This window comes from Luteibacter rhizovicinus, assembly GCF_004342265.1.
In the GTDB taxonomy this organism is placed as follows: Bacteria; Pseudomonadota; Gammaproteobacteria; order Xanthomonadales; family Rhodanobacteraceae; genus Luteibacter; species Luteibacter rhizovicinus_B.
In genome coordinates this window covers 14,002-31,942 of sequence record NZ_SMCS01000006.1, presented here as the reverse complement: position 1 = coordinate 31,942, position 17,941 = coordinate 14,002, and the positions used below count along the sequence as shown (strand labels likewise).

General features: G+C 59.9%; 17 protein-coding genes and 1 tRNA gene. 5 read left to right on the top strand and 13 right to left on the bottom strand.

The annotated features are described in order from the left end of the window. Nucleotides 1-125 precede the first annotated feature (125 nt). Nucleotides 126-1,391, top strand: coding sequence for a LacI family DNA-binding transcriptional regulator (locus tag EC912_RS14555; RefSeq protein ID WP_243649299.1), 1,266 nt, complete (start codon nucleotides 126-128; stop codon nucleotides 1,389-1,391). Between the two features lie 151 nt (nucleotides 1,392-1,542). Here EC912_RS14555 and EC912_RS14550 read toward each other — a convergent pair whose 3' ends face one another. After that, the gene (locus EC912_RS14550) at nucleotides 1,543-2,541 is read right to left on the bottom strand and encodes a hypothetical protein (RefSeq protein WP_243649298.1); all 999 of its coding nucleotides are present in this window, start codon (nucleotides 2,539-2,541) and stop codon (nucleotides 1,543-1,545) included. A gap of 494 nt (nucleotides 2,542-3,035) precedes the next feature. On the opposite strand from EC912_RS14550, the gene EC912_RS14545 reads away from it, so the two are divergent. Continuing rightward, complete coding sequence (locus EC912_RS14545; RefSeq protein ID WP_132145325.1) at nucleotides 3,036-3,545, top strand: DUF6438 domain-containing protein; 510 nt, start codon at nucleotides 3,036-3,038, stop codon at nucleotides 3,543-3,545. Between the two features lie 228 nt (nucleotides 3,546-3,773). Here the strand turns inward: EC912_RS14545 and EC912_RS14540 are convergent, their stop codons facing one another. From EC912_RS14540 to EC912_RS14530, 3 genes are read right to left on the bottom strand one after another with little or no spacing between them, the layout of a single operon-like run. Then, nucleotides 3,774-4,745: a DMT family transporter gene (locus EC912_RS14540; protein ID WP_132145323.1), complete on the bottom strand. Its 972-nt coding sequence runs from the start codon at nucleotides 4,743-4,745 to the stop codon at nucleotides 3,774-3,776. 46 nt (nucleotides 4,746-4,791) lie between these two features. Beyond that, entirely contained in the window at nucleotides 4,792-5,664 is an 873-nt protein-coding gene (locus tag EC912_RS14535; protein WP_243649297.1) for an AraC family transcriptional regulator, read from the bottom strand. Nucleotides 5,665-5,674: 10 nt separating this feature from the next. Next, nucleotides 5,675-6,529: a PA4780 family RIO1-like protein kinase gene (locus EC912_RS14530; RefSeq protein WP_132145322.1), complete on the bottom strand. Its 855-nt coding sequence runs from the start codon at nucleotides 6,527-6,529 to the stop codon at nucleotides 5,675-5,677. A gap of 361 nt (nucleotides 6,530-6,890) precedes the next feature. On the opposite strand from EC912_RS14530, the gene EC912_RS14525 reads away from it, so the two are divergent. Next, nucleotides 6,891-7,247, top strand: a complete 357-nt coding sequence (locus EC912_RS14525; RefSeq protein WP_132145320.1) for a DUF1428 domain-containing protein — start codon at nucleotides 6,891-6,893, stop codon at nucleotides 7,245-7,247. A gap of 228 nt (nucleotides 7,248-7,475) precedes the next feature. On the opposite strand, the gene EC912_RS14520 is transcribed toward EC912_RS14525, so the two are convergent. Next, on the bottom strand, nucleotides 7,476-9,638 hold the full coding sequence (locus tag EC912_RS14520) for a hypothetical protein (protein WP_132145318.1): 2,163 nt from the start codon (nucleotides 9,636-9,638) through the stop codon (nucleotides 7,476-7,478). Nucleotides 9,639-9,706: 68 nt separating this feature from the next. Between EC912_RS14520 and EC912_RS14515 the strand changes: the two genes are divergently transcribed. Further along, nucleotides 9,707-9,958: a hypothetical protein gene (locus EC912_RS14515; RefSeq protein ID WP_207906861.1), complete on the top strand. Its 252-nt coding sequence runs from the start codon at nucleotides 9,707-9,709 to the stop codon at nucleotides 9,956-9,958. Between the two features lie 468 nt (nucleotides 9,959-10,426). Here EC912_RS14515 and EC912_RS14510 read toward each other — a convergent pair whose 3' ends face one another. From EC912_RS14510 to EC912_RS14500, 3 genes are all read right to left on the bottom strand, one after another. Next, nucleotides 10,427-11,626, bottom strand: a complete 1,200-nt coding sequence (locus EC912_RS14510) for a hypothetical protein (RefSeq protein ID WP_132145316.1) — start codon at nucleotides 11,624-11,626, stop codon at nucleotides 10,427-10,429. 136 nt (nucleotides 11,627-11,762) lie between these two features. Further along, complete coding sequence (locus EC912_RS14505; protein ID WP_132145314.1) at nucleotides 11,763-12,137, bottom strand: DoxX family protein; 375 nt, start codon at nucleotides 12,135-12,137, stop codon at nucleotides 11,763-11,765. Between the two features lie 89 nt (nucleotides 12,138-12,226). After that, complete coding sequence (locus EC912_RS14500) at nucleotides 12,227-13,099, bottom strand: NmrA family NAD(P)-binding protein (protein ID WP_132145312.1); 873 nt, start codon at nucleotides 13,097-13,099, stop codon at nucleotides 12,227-12,229. Nucleotides 13,100-13,186: 87 nt separating this feature from the next. Here EC912_RS14500 and EC912_RS14495 point away from each other — a divergent pair, with 87 nt between their 5' ends. After that, nucleotides 13,187-14,146: a LysR family transcriptional regulator gene (locus EC912_RS14495; protein WP_165973618.1), complete on the top strand. Its 960-nt coding sequence runs from the start codon at nucleotides 13,187-13,189 to the stop codon at nucleotides 14,144-14,146. A gap of 259 nt (nucleotides 14,147-14,405) precedes the next feature. On the opposite strand, the gene EC912_RS14490 is transcribed toward EC912_RS14495, so the two are convergent. The 5 genes from EC912_RS14490 to argS form a co-directional block, all read right to left on the bottom strand. Continuing rightward, nucleotides 14,406-14,927 (bottom strand): hypothetical protein, encoded by a 522-nt coding sequence (locus tag EC912_RS14490; RefSeq protein WP_132145310.1) that lies wholly within the window; start codon nucleotides 14,925-14,927, stop codon nucleotides 14,406-14,408. Between the two features lie 50 nt (nucleotides 14,928-14,977). Continuing rightward, nucleotides 14,978-15,286 carry a hypothetical protein gene (locus tag EC912_RS14485; RefSeq protein WP_132145308.1) on the bottom strand — a complete coding sequence of 103 codons (309 nt, stop codon included), beginning with the start codon at nucleotides 15,284-15,286 and terminating at the stop codon, nucleotides 14,978-14,980. Between the two features lie 54 nt (nucleotides 15,287-15,340). Next, nucleotides 15,341-15,416, bottom strand: a tRNA-Ile gene (locus EC912_RS14480). A 91-nt stretch (nucleotides 15,417-15,507) separates the two neighbouring features. Beyond that, entirely contained in the window at nucleotides 15,508-16,242 is a 735-nt protein-coding gene (locus EC912_RS14475; RefSeq protein ID WP_132145306.1) for an SPOR domain-containing protein, read from the bottom strand. Further along, on the bottom strand, nucleotides 16,242-17,930 hold the full coding sequence (gene argS, locus EC912_RS14470) for an arginine--tRNA ligase (RefSeq protein ID WP_132145304.1): 1,689 nt from the start codon (nucleotides 17,928-17,930) through the stop codon (nucleotides 16,242-16,244). The genes EC912_RS14475 and argS overlap by 1 nt, the downstream gene beginning before the upstream one ends. Nucleotides 17,931-17,941 lie beyond the last annotated feature (11 nt).

The following is a 17,941-nucleotide window of genomic DNA, read 5'->3' as shown; positions in this document are numbered from 1 at the left end:
ATGGACTGGCCTGCCATTTCCCCTCCGATGTGCCGCTGCCGTGAAAATGTATTCGATTACATCCGCATAAACACTGGCTTTGGTCGTTTCACTTGTGTGGCGTTTTGTTCAGTACGCCAGGCGTCTTGTCGCAGAGCGCTTTAAATGTGGCAATGTATGTAACAGATGTGCAAATGCCGATGCAACGATTTCATGTAATCCATTACATTGCATTGCACAAATATCGGTCGGATCGACCGCTTTGGACATTTCGTTCTCGGGCGCTGCCAACTGGTATCGTCCACGCCACAGCGACGATAAAGGGACTAAAACTCGTGAGTGCGGATGGATCCAAGCGTAAGCGGCAGGGCGCCAAGGGCGAGCGTACGAATGCTGCGCCGCAGCCTGCGCGTGTCCGGACAGTCAAGGAAATTGCCGCCATCGCCAAGGTTTCGGTGGCAACTGTGTCACGCGCCTTGCAGCGGCCCGAGCTTGTCAGCGAAGCGACGCGCCAGCGCATCCATGAGGTGGTCAAGCGTCTGGGCTATACGCCCAATGCACTCGCGCGCAATCTGCGTACGGCGCGTACGCGACTGATCGTCGCCTTGCTCCCCGACATCACCAATCCGTTTTTTTCGGAGGTGATCCGCGGTATCGAGCAGGTCGCCCACGAGAATGGCTATTCGGTGCTGCTGGGCGAGACGCAAAGCAGCCTGGTACGCGAGCAGGCTTATGCCGACATGGTCGCGGCACGCCAGGCCGACGGCATCATCACCATGTCCCATCGTGTCCCGGCGATTCCCATCGATGGCCGTCTGCCCGTGGTCAATGCTTGCGAGTACGTCAAGGACAGCAAGATTTCCAGTGTCTATATCGACAACGTCGCTGCGGCGGGTTTCGCGGTCGACTATCTCGTTACGCTGGGACACCGCGATATCGCCTTCATCGCCGGTCCATCGTCGAGCCCGATATGCGTGGACCGCGAACAGGGCTACCGTCTCGCCCTGCAACGGGCGAAGATTTCCGCCAACCCCACGCTGACCGCCATCGGTGACTTTTCGATCGAAGCGGGAGAACGCGCCATCGAGCTGTTTCTGGCGCAGGGGCAATCGTTCAGCGCGGTGTTCTGTTCCAACGACGAAATGGCGATCGGCGCGATGCGCGCATTGATCTCGCACGGCCTGCGCGTACCAGAGGACGTCTCCGTGGTCGGCTTCGACGACATCCGCTTCGCGCGCTACACCTCGCCGCCATTGACCACCATCGCCCAGCCAAAGAATGCACTGGGGCGGGAAGCGATGACCATGATGATTGAACTGCTCAACGATCCAGCGGTGCCGCCGCGCAAGCGGGTGCTGTCGGCTGATCTGGTAGTGCGGGGGTCAACTGCGCCACGTGCGGCCGGGCGTTGATGGCGAGGTGCTGAAGTTGAACGTTGAATTTTGGGGATTAGCCTGTAAAAGCAGTCGTCAATAAAAACGCCCGCAAGCGGGCGTTTTTTTATTGCCTTGACCGTCGCTGACCGCCCCGATCAGATCGAGTGCCAGTACAGGAACGCGAGGATCAAGGGGGCGATCCTTCTGCCCAGCAGATTTCCCAGGTATATGGATCGCCGCTTCCGCTACAGCCGAAGTACACAGTCACTTTCGACTCGCTGAGGTATCCATAGATATCCGTACGAAAGCCCGGCTCGACCTCCACGGGCTTGATGTGCGCGCTATCGAGTACGCGAGTCCACGTGCCGGTGAAGATGTCGTCGCCTTCCGCACGATAAAGGCAAATGCCCCTGGCCGTTCCCCACTCGGGAAAGTTCGGGCCGTAGGGACTGTCCGGATAGGTTTCGCACACGTTCGCCAGATAATAGAAATAGTGGCCATTCTCCACGCGCGGCGCGAACGCGATGGCGGGATTGGCATGTGAGAGTCCCGCCACCCCATTCAGCATCAGTCCGGCAGTGCTTAAGGCGCGACGTTGGCCGAAATGGATGCCGTCCGCTGCTTCCCGGTAAAAGTACACGGGAACTCCGGTGGCATCGATATAGCTGTAGACGGTTCGTACGGTCGAACCCGCATCGGCACTCCAGGCTACGGACTGTCCCGTGCCATAAGCACCCGGATCGCCATCATGGATGACCCGGTCGGGCCATTTGTTCCAATGCAAGCCATCGGTGGAAAATGCGACGCCCACGCTGTTGTTGCCGGACACTCCTGGCGTATCTGTCGTGTAATACATCGCATAGCCATAGGCCGTGCCGTTCACCTGCCAGCTCCCTCGCACCACCGTGGGATCACAGGTGAAATCTCCCTCCCACGCCAGAGGCGTAGCCCCTGGCGTGGAGCGATTGGATCGCAACACGATCAGGGGTTCGCTCCATGCACCGCCAGGCGTTCGCTCCCGATACTTCACGGTATCGACGCCAGCGTTCTCGCCACACCACCAGACCTTTTCCTTGCCATCGAGGTCGACCATGGCGCTGGGCGAGTAATCCCAGTTGGGCTGACCGAAGAGAAGCTCCCCCGCGCTAAAGGTCGTTGCTCTGGCACCACCGGTGCATGCAATCAAGCCCAACCCCAGAGCTATCGCCATCCATCTCATCGTCCATCGCTCCCCACGTCGAATTCCAGACCATACCGGGGCGGCCGAACACTACCCTGGAAACCGTGCGTAGGGTGGTGCAATCCTCCGGTGCGAGCAAGGAACCAGCGCAAAGGGGGCGGTATGAGTTATCGGCAAGTGATAAATCATATCGCCCTCTTCCGTGGGCGCAGCGTTGATGGACGACGGCACGATGGGGCTTGATGTGGGGCGGTCCCAGTCGAGGTTTGCACCGGACGCATGACACGATCCCAGTCCGTCCGTCAGCCTGTTAGCCTGTCAGGCACACTCATACGTATCACTACGCCTCTATGCTCAGACGACTTTCCTGGTGGAATGTTTGTGGTTTATCGGCTGCAGTGGGGGGTGTTGCAGGCCTTGCTCTGTGGATATCGATATTGATGTACCACCGTGAGTCAAATCCTGCACCGCCGTCAGAACCTGCACCGCCGAAATCAGTAATGAATCTTCAAGATCACATTGAAGCCGGTGACCTCCGATTAGGCCCTCCCAATGCGAATACCAAGGATGCCGCGCTGTTCCCATTAGAGGCAGTGTCCCTCGAGCGCACAGTGTGTTTCGGTAACTGTCCCATCTACGTCATGACGCTTCGCAGGGAAGGGCGGGCATCATTGATCACAAATGACATTGGGGACAATCAGATCAAGTACTACGAGGCGGAAATTTCGCCCGAGCTTTTTGCAAGAGCAACTCAGCTTGTTCAGGGCGCGATGCAGGCTGCAAAGAAGCAGCAATATGCCGGGCAATGGACGGACGACTATTCCGCGATCATTCGGGTCGAGTCAGCCAGTGGCTCGTGGTGCGTTTCAGATTATGGTCAAGTGGCTCCGGTGCAGGTATGGGCGTTGGAGGAATTACTTCACCAGTTTCGCGGGAAAATTCAGTGGCACGTTTCGCCTAATCCGCGTACCAAGGAGCCTTATCCATCCAAGATGACGTGCGAACCGTAAGCCCATTGTCTCAGGCGTTGAATGTCCGTTCCTGGCCGAGGTCGGCTAGTCGACGATGCTGGTCAGTTCCACTTGTGATGGTGGTCAGCTTCGATGCTGGGAATGGGCAACTGGCCGGCGGTCTGCAGCTTTGGGTGGGCGGACATTAAATGCTTGCATCGATGTTATCGCTCGTCTCCGGGCTATCGCTTCGCCTAACGGCTGCGCAAAGAGGGGCAATATGATTTATCACAACCGCTCCGCTTCCAAACACTCCAGCGACACGGGCTTCACCCGCGCAGCCCAGATCACGCCTGCTACCAACAGCGCCACCCCGAGCATGGTTTGCGTATTCGGAAACTTCCCGCGCAATGCAAAGGCATAGCTCAACGCTGCCAATGTTTCGAACACGATTAACTGGCCCGCGATAGCTGTAGGCAGACGCTGGCTGGCTTCGTTCCAGCATGTGGTGCCCAGCCAGGAAGCGAACAAGCCAAGCGCCGCCATCAATGCAATAAAGGCCATGGGACGCGGGCCAAACGGCATGGGGAACTCGTTACCGGTAGCGTGCAAGTACAGCCACACCAGTACGTAACCACCCAGCGCCAGCGGCAAAGTGGCGACTCCCTGCGCGGTTGCCCATGTACGCGGGCTGCGGCCGGGATGGTGGCGCAGCCAGTCGGCGTTGCGCAGCGGATACCAGGTCCAGCACACCACCGAAGCGAAGGCGAGCAAAGCGCCCATACCGTACCGTGCTAAATCCGCGTGCGTCTGGGTGCGCAATGCGGCCAGCTCGGACTGATTCACACAAGTAATGCCGGCGGCGATCAGCAGCAGCGCCGGTGCGAGTCGTGCCCAGGGCAGGTGGCCATCGCGACGGGCGTTACGCAAGTTGGCGGCAATCGCGATGACTACCGGCAAAGTGCCAATGATCATGGTCGATAGCGGCGCGCCTGCGTGCTGTATCGCGCTGGCCAGACACACGTAATAAAGCAAGTTGCCGACGGCCGTGAGCTTCAGTGCTTCCGTCCAGTCGGCGCGGCTGAGCTGGCGCAGCGCATGGCGATCCAGCCAGGCGAGCGGCAGCGCAATCAAGCCAAAAGCGAGATAGCGGCCGACCGACTGCAGTGCGGCCGGATAGTCGGGCACCAGCATCGGGCCGACGAAAACCAGGCCCCACATCAGGCCGGCGCAGAGTGCGTAGAGCGTTCCTGTCCACATGCGTGCAGCATCGGGCTACACGATCGGACGGTCTTGTACCAGATTGCTACCGCTGCAGCCTGCGCTGGTAACGCGCAGGTGTAACTCCGTAGCGGCACGCAAAGGCGCGGGTCAGATGAGCCTGGTCGGCCAGCCCGGTGGCCGCGGCAACCTGGGCCGGTGCTTCGCCGGCGGCGAGCAAGCGCTTGGCGGCGGAGAGGCGGAAAGCCATCAACATCTGTTGTGGCGTGGCGTCATGGCGCGCCCGGAATTGGCGCAAGAAATGGAAGGGACTGAGTCCCGCCACCTTGGCAAGATCATCCAGCGTGACACGCTCGGCCAGGTGCGCATGGAGATAGTCGATCACTAATGCAAAACGCGATGGTGCCTCAGCTCGTGCCGTGCGAGATACACGGGCATGACGGCGGAACTCGCTAAGTAGCTGCAGCAGCAAGCTGTCAAAGGCAAGCGGCTCGCGCGCCTGCCACAGCGCATTGAGCAACGCGGTAATCAGCCGCGCGCCCACTGCGTCTGCCTGTACGGCGTCGCCAAACCACCAGCCGGGCTCGCCGGTGATCTCGTCTACCGCGGCCTGCTGGATATAAACCATGCGGTAGCGCCAGCCACCCTCCGTTTCGGCGCGACCGGTGTGCACCTCATCCGGATTCATCAGTACTAGCGAATCGGGCGGCGCCAGATGGTCCGCACCGCGGTAGCGGAAACGCTCCACGCCGGATTCGATGGCGCCCAGGCCAAAGCCGTCATGTACGTGCGGCTCGAAAGCGTGGCGCACAATGTGCGCGCGATATAGCTCAACCCCCGGGCGGTGCGCAGGGCGGCGGAATTCGGCGGTATCCGCGGGGTGATCAAAAAGGTGGGGTACGCCATGCATGGGCAAATAATGGCATGCGCAGCAGGTATTTGCCTGGTGGTACTTCAACTATCAGGTTCTATTCTTCCGCCGCCGCTTCGCGGCCCTGCTGTCGGATTAGCGCTTCTTCACGTGCATCGTTGATGGACTGACGGATGCTGTCGAGATCGACCTCGGTTTCGTCGGGCTCGAACTCGCCGGTCAGTTCCGTATCGGGTCGCAGCTCGCCGGCCTGGAACAACGCCCACATCTCCTCGCCGTACCACGTCTCCAGCAGCTCGGGTGCCCAGCGTCCAAGATGTGCCGTGAGGTTGTTGACGTCACGCAGCAGCATCGTGCGCGCCGCATTGTTGCCCGCGGCACTGACGACTTGTGGGAAGTCGATCACCACCGGACCGTCCGGACCGACCAGCACGTTGTACGCGGACAGATCGCCATGAATCAGCCCGCAGCACAGCATCAGCACCACCTGTCGCACCAGCACACGATGGTATTCACTCGCCTTTTCCGCACTGAGTTCAATCTCACCCAGGCGTGGTGCAGAGAGGCCTTCGGCATCGGTGACCAGCTCCATCACTAGTACACCGTGGAAATAGCCATACGGCTCAGGCACGCGCATGCCAGCGACGCGCAACTGGTAGAGCGCATCGACCTCGGTGTTCTTCCAGGCTACTTCCTGCTGTTTGCGCCCGTACTTACTAGCCTTGCCGATCGCACGCGCCTCGCGACTGCCTCGTACCTTGCGACCTTCCTGATACTGCACGCGTTGCTGGAAGCTGCGCTGTGCCATGTCCTTGTAAACCTTTGCGCACCGTATTTCGTCGCCGCTACGGACAACGTATACCGCCGCTTCCTTGCCGCTCTTGAGTGGTCGCAGTACTTCGTCAATGACGCCATCATCGATCAGCGCCTGTAGGCCTTGGGGTGTCTTCACGGTGTCTCTTGAGGGGAGTTGGCGCTGCGAGAGCGGCCATTAACTACCAATTTTCCCATTTTCGGGCAGGCGTGACCATCGTAAGAAGAGGTTGCGTGCATACATCGGCCTTGGCCTGGGGCCTGCAAACGTCCGTTTTTGGCGGCGAGCCGGACATTTGAGGTGCTTGTCTTTTGGGCCGGCTGGGGCGGCCGACTGCTGATCTGGCCTGCAGTAGGGCCAGTTATATTGTGAAAAGGTCTGCCTCCGACCCGTAGCGGGCGGCTTCTCCAGAGAGGCGCCGTGTCGATCCCGCAGGCGCTCATTCGTCGCATACATGAAAGTGACCATACCGGCCATCCTTCACGCCAAGGAGACAATCATGTCCTACATCGATGGTTTCGTGATCGCCGTACCCAACGCCAACCGCGAACAGTTCATCGTGCACGCCCGTACCTTCGACGCCATTTTCCTGGAGTTCGGCGCCACCCGGGTGGTGGAGTGCTGGGGCGACGACGTGCCCGACGGCAAGCTCACCGATTTCCGCCGCGCCGTGCAGGCGACGCAGGATGAATCCGTGGTGTTCTCCTGGGTGGAATGGCCCGACAAGGCCACTCGCGATGCCGGCATGGCGAAATTCATGCAAGACCCGCGCATGGAAGCCGCCGGTGACTGTCCTTTCGATGGCAAGCGCATGATCTTTGGCGGCTTCAAGCCGGTAGTTAGCCTGCCGGACTAGGGAGGTCTTGAGCTGCGCGCTTTCAAAGCAACGTCCGCTTCCGACCCGAAGCGGACATATAGAGCGAACAGCTATTGATGCGTCCTTTTCTATACGTATTTCGGCAACCCTCCCTTAGTCCGTAAGTCGAACGTCCCGTCCGTTCTGGGTCGAAAACGGATGCAGACACATGGCTTAAGCCTAAGGTTGCCGAGCTTTCGTAGGTGAAAAGAGTTTACGGGCCAATACCTAGTTATGTGATTGGTCTGGGAAGCTTCCATGGCTCGCTGCGTCCTTGAATGCATCGGGCAGGTGCCAATGTAAAAGACCACCATCACAAAATGCCCACAGGTCGGATCCACTCCATGAGAAGGCCAGCGCGTGAAGGTCTGGGTCACGGTTCCGAGGGGCCAATAGCTGCACGGAGGCTTGACCCTTGGTGACATCCCAAAGCGCGACCTTCGGACCTTTAGAACCTCCCGGGCGGACACTGTTGGAGCCTAGTGCAAGCCATCGTCCGTTGGCCGACCGTGCGGCGGCCGCCAGCGAGTCGGATCGACCTAGCAGTGCAGAAAGGCGTACATGACCATCATCTAGATCGACGACGTGCATGCCGACAAAACGATCGCCGTCAAAGCGATTGTGGCGATCAGGATTGGCATCGAGCTTTGGTGGCAGGCTGCCGTCATCTTTCAGCATCAAGATAAAGCCTGTGGCGATCCAGTTAGCTTCGGGTGAGCCCAGGGACCGGGGTACCCACTGCGCCTGGCCGGTAGCATCAGTGCTATTCGGAGTGCCAAAACGCTGAGGCAGAGCGAACGCGCGAAGCACGCGTCCGCTGGCGGCATCGAGTACGGAAACGCCGGGTTGATCCTCGAGCCATACGGACTTTTGGCCGCGCCAGCGTACCGGACTGATCTGCGCGCTCATCATGGACTGGCGAGCCGATTTGAGCGTGGACTGGAACGACCAGGCACCACCATCAGCCGGCGGCTTAGCGGCAGCCTGAAGCACTTCGACCCATTCCCGGCGCTGCGAATTGCCATCCTTATTTTCATAAGAGTAGGAGTGGTTGAAGTAAGCCGGGAGTTGGTCTCCCATCAATTCCCAGCGTGATTTGCTGACATCGGCAGGCAGGTTCACCGCATAGGCAGTTACTCGATCTGTTTCCAGATTGATGGAAAAAAGCGCTGCCTCCTTGGCATTGGAGGCGCCTGAAAACCATGCGGTGCGTCCATCCGCGCTGAGCGCCAGTTGCCGCCCACCACCTTCGTCACCCTGCCAGAGCGTGGTTGCCTTCCATTGGTTACCTTCCAGCTGCAATCGCCATACCCGTGCAGTGTCAATACGACTAGCACTGAGTAGCAGATCGCCCCCGGGCAAGGTCAGCAGATCGTGTGGATAAGTAATCGCATCCGCCTGCGCCCCCGCGATGCGAGCCCAAGGCACAGTCTCGGCTTCTATGGGCGGACGATCGGTCTGCGGTGGTGTCAGTATGATCGTAGGTACTGTCCTCACGGGCTCCACGGTGGCCAGCCACGTCCTCGGCGTGGGGGCAATGCGGACGCTATGGCCCGCGCCTATAGATGCAAGTGCGGTCCGCACCGGGTCAAAAGCTGACGCAGGCACGACGCTACCCGTGAGTATCGATGGCGTCCCTGAACTAAGTATGCTGCGGCGGCTGGATTCGCGAATCTCTCTCAGAGTGCTGTAATCGGGATTCGGATATGTATCTTCGCGGGATATCCGCACCGCAGTCGCCGGATGCCCGAAGGCGGCCGACACATCGAATACATAGATGCTCAGCTTGCTACGGCTTTTTTCCAGTACGCCATAGCTACGATTCTGATTGGCGTAATAGTTGGGATAGGTCGCCTGAAACGCATCAAGGGCATAACCGGCCTGTGGCGCTGAAGTTACGTCGGCACGTGCCAGAGCCATGCGCTGGTCGACCTCAGCAGCGGTCAGCAACCCTTCTTTGAGGGCAAGCTCCAGGCGTGGCTGGACGAAATGTTTTGCCAATGCATTGCGCAAGTCTGGCCGGCGGGACAGCAGCACTTCGCCCCAGCCATCGATCTGGTAAGCCAGCAGACTGTTTTCGGTACTCGAGTCGAACTGGCCAAGACCAGCCAGTGCTTTCTTCACTGCTGGCTGGACCTCGGCGAAAGGGGCATCGATCAGCAGGTGTACCTCGGTAGCCGCCCTGGGGGTGGTGCCGCCGGGATTGTCCCAGACAATGATTCGATCCTTCAGGCGCGCGGCCACGCCACTAGCACCGGGCACTTTGGCCGCAGGCTCCATATGCCAGGCGGGCTCATCCATGGTCACATCCTCCGCAGGTGCTGCAGACCCACGCGCCATGCCAGCAAACGTGAAAATGCCGGTCACTATTATTACGAGGATCGACTTCATATTCGTGTCCTTAAAGACGAAGTTCTGATTTGCCACGGGGTGACGGCTTGAGTGGTGTGGCCCCTCTGATGGCTGCGGCCCGCAACTACGCCTTTACACTTAATGCCGAAGCCATGCCCAAGGGGGTCTACGCCGGCACAGTGAACATTGGCGCTGCCATCGATCGCTCCGCAGGTCTCCGTGCCATGACCGCCAACGGCATAGAGCTGGACCCGCGATTTCCCAGTATCGACCCCGACGACATTGCAGGGGAAATTTGGACCCTTGTCACGAAGCGTGACCGGGTTGAAGTCATTCTTCCGCCGCTACCACCGGTATGACAGCGAGATCCCAACCGTCGTAATGCCGACGATGTCCGCTTCGGGTCGGAAGCGGACATGGCGCCGCGTCAATCAATCCTCACCAAGGAAAGTACGTCGAACCGCTCATCTAGCCACCGGCCCATACGCTGTCTCTGCTAACCGGGCATAACGAGTCCGAATTGGGCTTGCGCGGACAACATATGCGTCGATTCTAGACGCAAATAGTGACAGCCGCAGTTTGGGGCAAGACTACTTCAGCGCACGCCGGGCGAGCGCCGCCAAAGACCTAAGCGACCAATGGCAGGACGGAGCTGCCCGGCGGTGGGCCTGCCGCTCTCAACCGCAAGCCACATGTAGAGCGGCAAGCTCCCGCGGGTGGCGGCAGGACAACCAACGGGCAGCTCGTCATCAGATGAGCCCAGCCGCGACGAGCGACGCCACCAGCGCTATCGTTGTCTTCAAGAGATTCATGCATGCTCTCGCTGGTCAGGGGACTGCCGCGGCGGCGCCGGCCGCCGGACGAATACCATCGGTATTTGCCAAACGCATCTCCAGGCCCCATCCCCAATGCTGCTGTCCGCCGGCGAAGTTGTCGTCGATAGCCACGACGACTTGATTGGCGCCTTTCTTCAGCGGGAGGTCGAACGATCCGTTGGTTAGAGACAAGCGGCCGCCCGGCTCTTTGCTTGCGCCCTTGATGCCGTACAGATTCTTGCTTTGGAACGCGAGCTTACCGTTCACGAAGAGCCAGACCTCTCGGGTCCACCCGATATCCACATGCTTGATTTGGTCATAATCAGCGTCGATTGTGGTTTTCAACCAAATGCCGGTGATGCCCGGCCCGGTCTGCGCGTCGCCATACCATCGGGTGAGATTGATCAGGCCACCCGGGTCGGGCGCAATCGGCTTCCACAATGCCGTCGCTTGTGGCATCGACGAATAAACCGGATCGATGCCGGTGTTTTCCTGAAGCGTGGCATCCATTCGACTGGGCATGACGAAGGGCTTCGACGCAAGCCAATGGCGAACATATCGAAGATCAACCTCCGCGGGGTCGGTCGACGCCACGGCAGGCAAGCCGTCAACGATATTTGGCGCGATGCTCAAGTGTGCATACGAGGCAGGTCCGTGCAGTCTGATCGAGCCGTCGGGGAATCCGCCAACCAATGTTCCGATTGTCATCGTTGGCGCGCGCGCACCGTTGATGAAAACATTCATGCGTGCGCCGGATAGCACCAGCTTGATGTGGTTCCAACCCTGCAGGTTAATGGGAGCGTGCGTTTGATCCTTCCCATACAAGTCCCATTCGAACACGTGATGCGCGGTGGGCATGTACTGGATGCACTCGTCTGAGACAGCACAGTCCGCGCTGGGTCGAAAGTACAATGCGTCTGCTTCATCGTCATGCTGACGGAAAGTGATTCCCGTAATTCGCTCCCCGACAAATTTTGTGTCGAATTCAATGGTTCCATTGCTGAAGTTAGTGTTCTTCAGCTCCGCATAACCCTTATTGACGAAGAGCACATCCTGCTTGGACCGATCGTGCTGAAACGACACCTCCCCGTTCACTTGCCAACGCGCCGGCGTCATCGGGATATGGCTTGATTCGAATGCGATCACGGGGTGGGAGAGCCCTATGATGGGAGCAAGAAACAACGCACTTGCATATTTGGATACCGTTGACATGCGATCTTCCTCTCGCCCAGCGAGACATTGAGTTACTGTATTTGCGACCCTCAGTCGCTCTTCCGAAATGATCCGAAGTGGATCAACGGTGTTGCTAAGCGATGTCTTACAGGACTAACGCCTGTATGCCCGGCCGCTACCTATGCGGATCACTGGCTGGTAATGCTGTTCGCTTGGGCCAACTTATCCAGGCGACGACGAGTGACAACGTCGCCGCGACGAGCGGCAGCACGGCGTGCGCGTATTCGCCGTGAATGATGACGGTCGCGAGTGCGGCGAACATCACGGTGCAGCCGAGCACCGCACCTGACAGGCGGCTCGGTGTCCGGAAAAGCAGAATGGCAGCGGTGAGTTCCATCGTTCCGGTGAAAAAATGGAACCAGGGGGGATATCCCCAATCCAGGTATTCCTCGTAGATCGATCTCGGAGCGATGATGTTGCCCAGTGAACCGACGACGAAAAATGCGGCAAGCACGAAGGGTAAAACTTGGCGCCACGAGACTTTAGCCATGGGTCCAACCTCAGACGATGAGTTTGTCGCCGGTGGGATGCGACTTTCGGAGTAGATTTCGAACGTCGCATCGTTGGCGGAGGGCAGACCTAGGCTGCGGTGGCCCTTTGAGCCGCTGCAAAGACATCGCGAGCGGGCGTCGCCGACGGTACGTGCTCCGTACCCACGACCCCGAGGTCCATCCCTCCGGCGTTGACGGCCTCGTACATGGTTTCAGCCGGTGCGGACTTGCCCTTCGGAATGCCGAACTGCTCGAATGTATGTGGCCAATCGGCCCGCGGGACGGCAATGGCCTTAACGTCGCGCTTCATCACTTCGCTTAGTTGCGCCGCCACTTCATCTGCGCTCAGCATTGAGCCGAGTTCGATGATCCGATGCCCCAACCACGCCGGCCCGCTCAGAAGCGATGCGATCTCGGCGCCGACGTCGTTGGTCGCAACCATGGTCGATTTCCGATGTGTCGGGTCGTTGAAGACGGGCAACGTGCCGCCCTGGGCGACGTGCAAGCCGTAAAGATAGTTTTCAAAGAATGCGCCGGCTCGCGCATAGGCAATCGGCATGGTCAGGTCGCGGAAGGCCTGCTCCAGAAGCGACAGCGCCGTGATCAGCCCCATTCCACTGGTTCTGTTCGCGCCCATCGACGAAAGCGCGACTACCCTGGGCACCGGCACGTGGGTGAGCGCCTCGACATAGTTCGCGATGACGCCCTTGGCTTCCCTGAAATCCGGCGAGGGGGCCCAGATGGGAGGCAACATGACAAACGCGCCGTCGACGGCCCTGAGTGCCCGCTCGACGGAGGCCGCATCGTTCCAGTCGCCTTCAACCAGTTCGACGCCTTGGTCGGCCCAGCTTGCCGCCTTCGCAGGGTCGCGAACCAGCGCGCGCACCTTCCTGCCTTGCGTCAGCAAATGCGTGGCCGTTGCGCCGCCTACTTTCCCGGTAATTCCCATGACCAAAAACATGTGCGTTCGCCTTCATTGGTTTGATGGCTCACGGTACCCCGTGCGTTATTATTCGAATATGAGGCATATTCGGAACGGGCCGTGTAGATGAACTTAACAATCGCTCGAACCCATCTGGATGGGCTGGTCATGTTTTTGACCGTGGCGGAATACCGAGGCTTTCGCGCTGCGGCCCGGCATCTCGGCATCACGCCGTCTGCGGTCAGCCAAGCCATACGCAGTCTGGAGGAACGGATTGGCGCGCCGCTCTTCTCCCGTACAACACGGAGCGTCAGGCTGACCGAAGCAGGCGAACGCCTGCTTGCTCACGCACGCCCGGCGGTCGACATGCTCACCGCAGGATTGGACGCCGCGAGCGGCTTGGGTGGCGAGATCACCGGCCGACTGCGCATCAATATGCCCAGGCCCATCTTGCCGCTGTTGGTGAATCGCTTGCTTCCGGACTTTCTCGACGCTCACCCAAATATTGAACTCGAACTGGTGGGCGACGACCATCCCATTGACATCGTCGAAGAAGGATTCGACGCGGGAATACGACTGGGAAACTTCGTCCAGATCGACATGGTCGCGATGTGGTTAACGCCACCGGAGCGCTTCGTTGTCGTCGGTGCCCCGACGTTGTTCAGGGAGCATGGCCGGCCGGCGTCTCCGTACGATCTGCAGAACTTTCGTTGCATCCTGCTTCGTCAATCCGTGCGAGCTCTCGATCACTGGCAATTTGTCGTCGATGGTAAGCGCATCACGGTGGGCGTAGCGGGTCCTCTTGTGATTAACGATATCGAGAGCTGCGTTCGCTCAGCGCTGAGAGGTGTTGGGCTCTTCCAATTGCCACACTCGCTCGTGATGTCGCATCTTGAACGTGGTGATCTGCAGATCGTGCTCGAACCGTATTGTGAAGAGGTTCCCGGTCTTTCCCTTTACTACCCGAGTCGAAGTCAGTCACTGCCGAAGCTTCGCGCGTTTGTCGATTTCGCGACCCAGCGAATGCGAAGACCCTTCAAGCCGGACGATTACTTGCCGAGTCCCATAAGAGATGCCGACAGATGACGGTCATCACTGTGGATAACTTCCTTCGATAGCCTCGGCCCAGATGGTGGCATTGGTGCCCATGAGCGCACTCACCGCCTCTTTTAGCAACTAAGCCATTCGGTCCTCCGGGGCTTGCTCGCCACCGACCGGTCGATGACGTCCTGATATCGGACGTGGGTGTTGCGGTGGTGATGGTTGAACGCATTGGGCCCTCGGCGAATTGAGTCGAACAACGTCATCCTGACACGTTGATGCAACACCTATAGTCCGGGTTCGATCAAACCAGCGGCAATGGCTTTGGATCAAATGGATGGTTCGGATCAGCGTCTCCTTGTCGGATGTATCCCACGACGTAGGCCTCATTTACGAAGTACCAAACGTGCCAGTAGGGACCATCAAACCCGTTCGTGAATCCAAACACATTTAGCGTATGAACGCCGGGAAGTATGACGCCCAGCGCCTCGGTCATAGACGCGCGCCTGTAGAGCGTGACGACACCTGGGGCAACCGAGATCTGCGCAGTGTGGGATTGCCATTGGCGTTCTTTCCTTCGCTGAGCATGAAGGGCAACCACGATGTCGACGCCAGTGTCGAGAATATACTGCGAGTGTTCGGCGCTCGCTGCAGCAGATAGAAGATCTAAATCCCAATGATGGTGCCAACCTCCGTTCACATCCTGCCATGTATTTGGAGTTAGTCGCGTCAGATTCCAGAATGCGGTCGTATCGATACCCGCTTTGAGAAGCGTCTGCTCGATCGGAGCACGGTCAAGCTGGATATAATCTGTAGGCTTCGGCACGTACTGGTTTATGAATTGTGGGTCACGCGTGAAAACTGGAGCATCGCACTCTACGAAGGCAGCAACGTTTGATTTGTTTGCGCGAATGACGAAACGTCAAATTTAGATTCGATCATCTCGTAAATCGCCATCCTCACGTTGCTCGCGACCCCAAATGAGTTCTTGGACTCGTGCGCCTGGATAGCCATGGTCAGATGAGACTTTTCGGCTCCCTCATCGATCAAGTCCATCGCCGAAACCCTTGCAAAATTGCAGTGCAGAAGGATTGAAGCGATGCCGTTGAAAGCCTCAAGCGCAGCATCCATTGCTTCCATTACGTCTCTCGATTGAGGCTGAAACGCGTGGTGCTTGGCGTTCACGCGAAGCTTGTTGAGGCGGATGGCTACCAATCAGGAAGGCGACGGATTGCAATATGGTGGGCCCACCAGGACTCGAACCTGGAACCAAAGGATTATGAGTCCTCTGCTCTAACCATTGAGCTATAGGCCCGCATGCGGGTCGCAAGTGTAGCGAATGGAGCGGGGTGGAGCGACGGCGCGGACGGCGGTGTTGCGCCGCCGTCCGTCAGCGGGTGGCTTGCTTAGCTGCCTTCTTTTAGCGCGATGGCGCTGATGCCAACGGCTTGCAGGCGCTGCTTCGTGCTTTCCAGTTCCGTCGCGGATTTGAATGGGCCGAGGCGGACGCGGTTGTAGGTCTGTGTGCCGACTTTGACCGACTGGACGTTGGCGACGAAGCCTTGCAGTGCGAGCTTGGCCTTGAGTGCCTCGGCGTCGCCCGCGCTGGGGAATGCGCCGACCTGAAGCAGGTAGCCGCTGCTGCCCGGGCTGGCCTGCGCTGGCGCCGTCGGTGTTGCCGGTGTCGCCGTGACGGTCTGGGTCGGTGCCTGCGGCAGGTTGGCTTGCGCGGCTTTCTGTTGCTGCTGTTGCGCGGCGGCTGCCTGCTGCGCTGCCTGTTGCTGGGCGGCGGCCTGCTGGCGCTGCTGCGCTTCGGCGCTGGCTTGCGCGCGAATTTCGGCGTCGGGGATGCGTACTTCCTTCTCGGACAGTACCGAATAGAAGTCGTAGGACGGCTTCTTGGGCTTGTCCGGTTCGGCCTGATCGACGACGCCCGGTTCGCTGCCCTTCTGCGCGGTGGCCTGCGGGTTGGGTTCGGGGCCGTCTTGTTTGCGCATCATCGGCATCCAGGTGCCGCGCATGGCGAATGCCATCAGCAGGGCGCCGGCGAGAATGCCGATCAGCGCCCAGCTCCAGCCGGGCATACCTTTGGAATCGTTACGGACGGCCTGACGACCCTTGGCCTTCTTACGTGGTGCCATTACATGCTCTCCGGGGCGGAAATGCCCAGCAGATCCAGACCATTCCTCAATACCTGCTGCGTCGCGACCACCTGGGCAAGGCGGGCGTCGCGCAGATTCGCGTCATCCACGATCCACTTGTGCTCGTGATAATAGCTGTGCAGCGCGCCGGCGAGGTCACGCAGGTACTGGGCGATCAGATGGGGTTCAAGCGTGGCCGCGGCCGACTCGACCATTTCGGGGTAACGCGAGAGTTCGACCATCAGCGCCTGTTCGTGCTCGGTATCGAGCCGGTCCAGATGGGCCAGGCCGTTCGCGCGGTCGAACGACAGGCCGCGATCGGCCAGTTCGCGGAACACGCGGCAGGCGCGGGCGTGGGCGTACTGGATGTAGTAGACCGGGTTGTCGTTGCTCTGCGAACGCGCGAGGTCGATGTCGAAGACCAGCTGCGAATCGGCCTTGCGGGCGATCAGGAAGTAGCGGGTTGCATCGCGGCCGACTTCGTCGATCAGGTCGCGCAGCGTGACGTAGGAGCCGGCGCGCTTGGAGATTTTCACCTCTTCGCCGCCGCGCATCACGGTCACCATCTGGTGCAGGACGTATTCGGGCCAGCCCTTGGGAATGCCGGCGTCCAGCGCCTGCAGGCCGGCTTTCACGCGGGCGAGCGAGCCGTGGTGATCCGATCCCAGCTCGGTAATCGCCCGTTCGTAGCCGCGCTGCCACTTGGACAGATGGTAGGCCACGTCCGGCAGGAAGTAGGTATAGGTGCCGTCGGACTTGCGCATGACGCGGTCCTTGTCGTCACCGAAATCGGTGGAACGCAGCCACAGCGCGCCGCCTTCCTCATAGGTATGGCCGTGGGCGACGAGCTCGCGCACCGTCTCCTCGACCTTGCCGTCGCTATAGAGCGACGATTCCAGGAAGTAGGTATCGAAGCCGACGCCGAAGGCCTTGAGGTCCAGATCCTGCTCGCGACGCAGGTAGGCGACGGCGAAGCGGCGGATGCTGTCCAGGTCGTTCGCGTCGCCATTGGCCGTGACGGTCTCGCCATCGGCTTCGACGGAGTCGCGATCCAGGAATGCGCGTGCCACGTCGGCGATGTAGTCGCCGCGATAGCCCAGTTCCGGCCAGTTGGTGTCGGCCGGTGTTACGCCCTGGGCGCGGGCCTGGGTCGACGTGGCCAGGTTGGCGATCTGTACGCCGGCGTCGTTGTAATAGAACTCGCGCGCGACGTCCCAGCCGGCGGCATCGAGCAAACGCGCCAGGCAGTCGCCGATCGCGGCTGCGCGGCCGTGGCCCACATGCAGCGGGCCGGTCGGGTTGGCGGAAACGAATTCCACGCCCGCTTTGCGACCGGCGCCGGAGCGGCTACGGCCATAGGCGTCGCCCTCGGCCAGCACACGGACAATTTCCGCGTGATAGGCGGCAGGCGCCAGAAAGAAGTTGATGAAGCCGGGGCCGGCGATATCCACCCGCGCCACCGTGGCGCTTCCGGGTAGCGCGGCGACCAGCGCCTCGGCCAGTTCGCGGGGCTTACGGCTGGCGGCCTTGGACATCAGCATCGCGGCATTCGTGGCGAAATCGCCATGCTCGCGGCTACGTGTCCGCTCGATCACGAAGGACGGGGCGACGAAATCGGACGGCAATGTGCCGTTCTGCCGCAGGGCGTCGATGGCCTGCAGTACGAGATGTTGAAGCTCTTCTTTCACGGGAGGGGCGA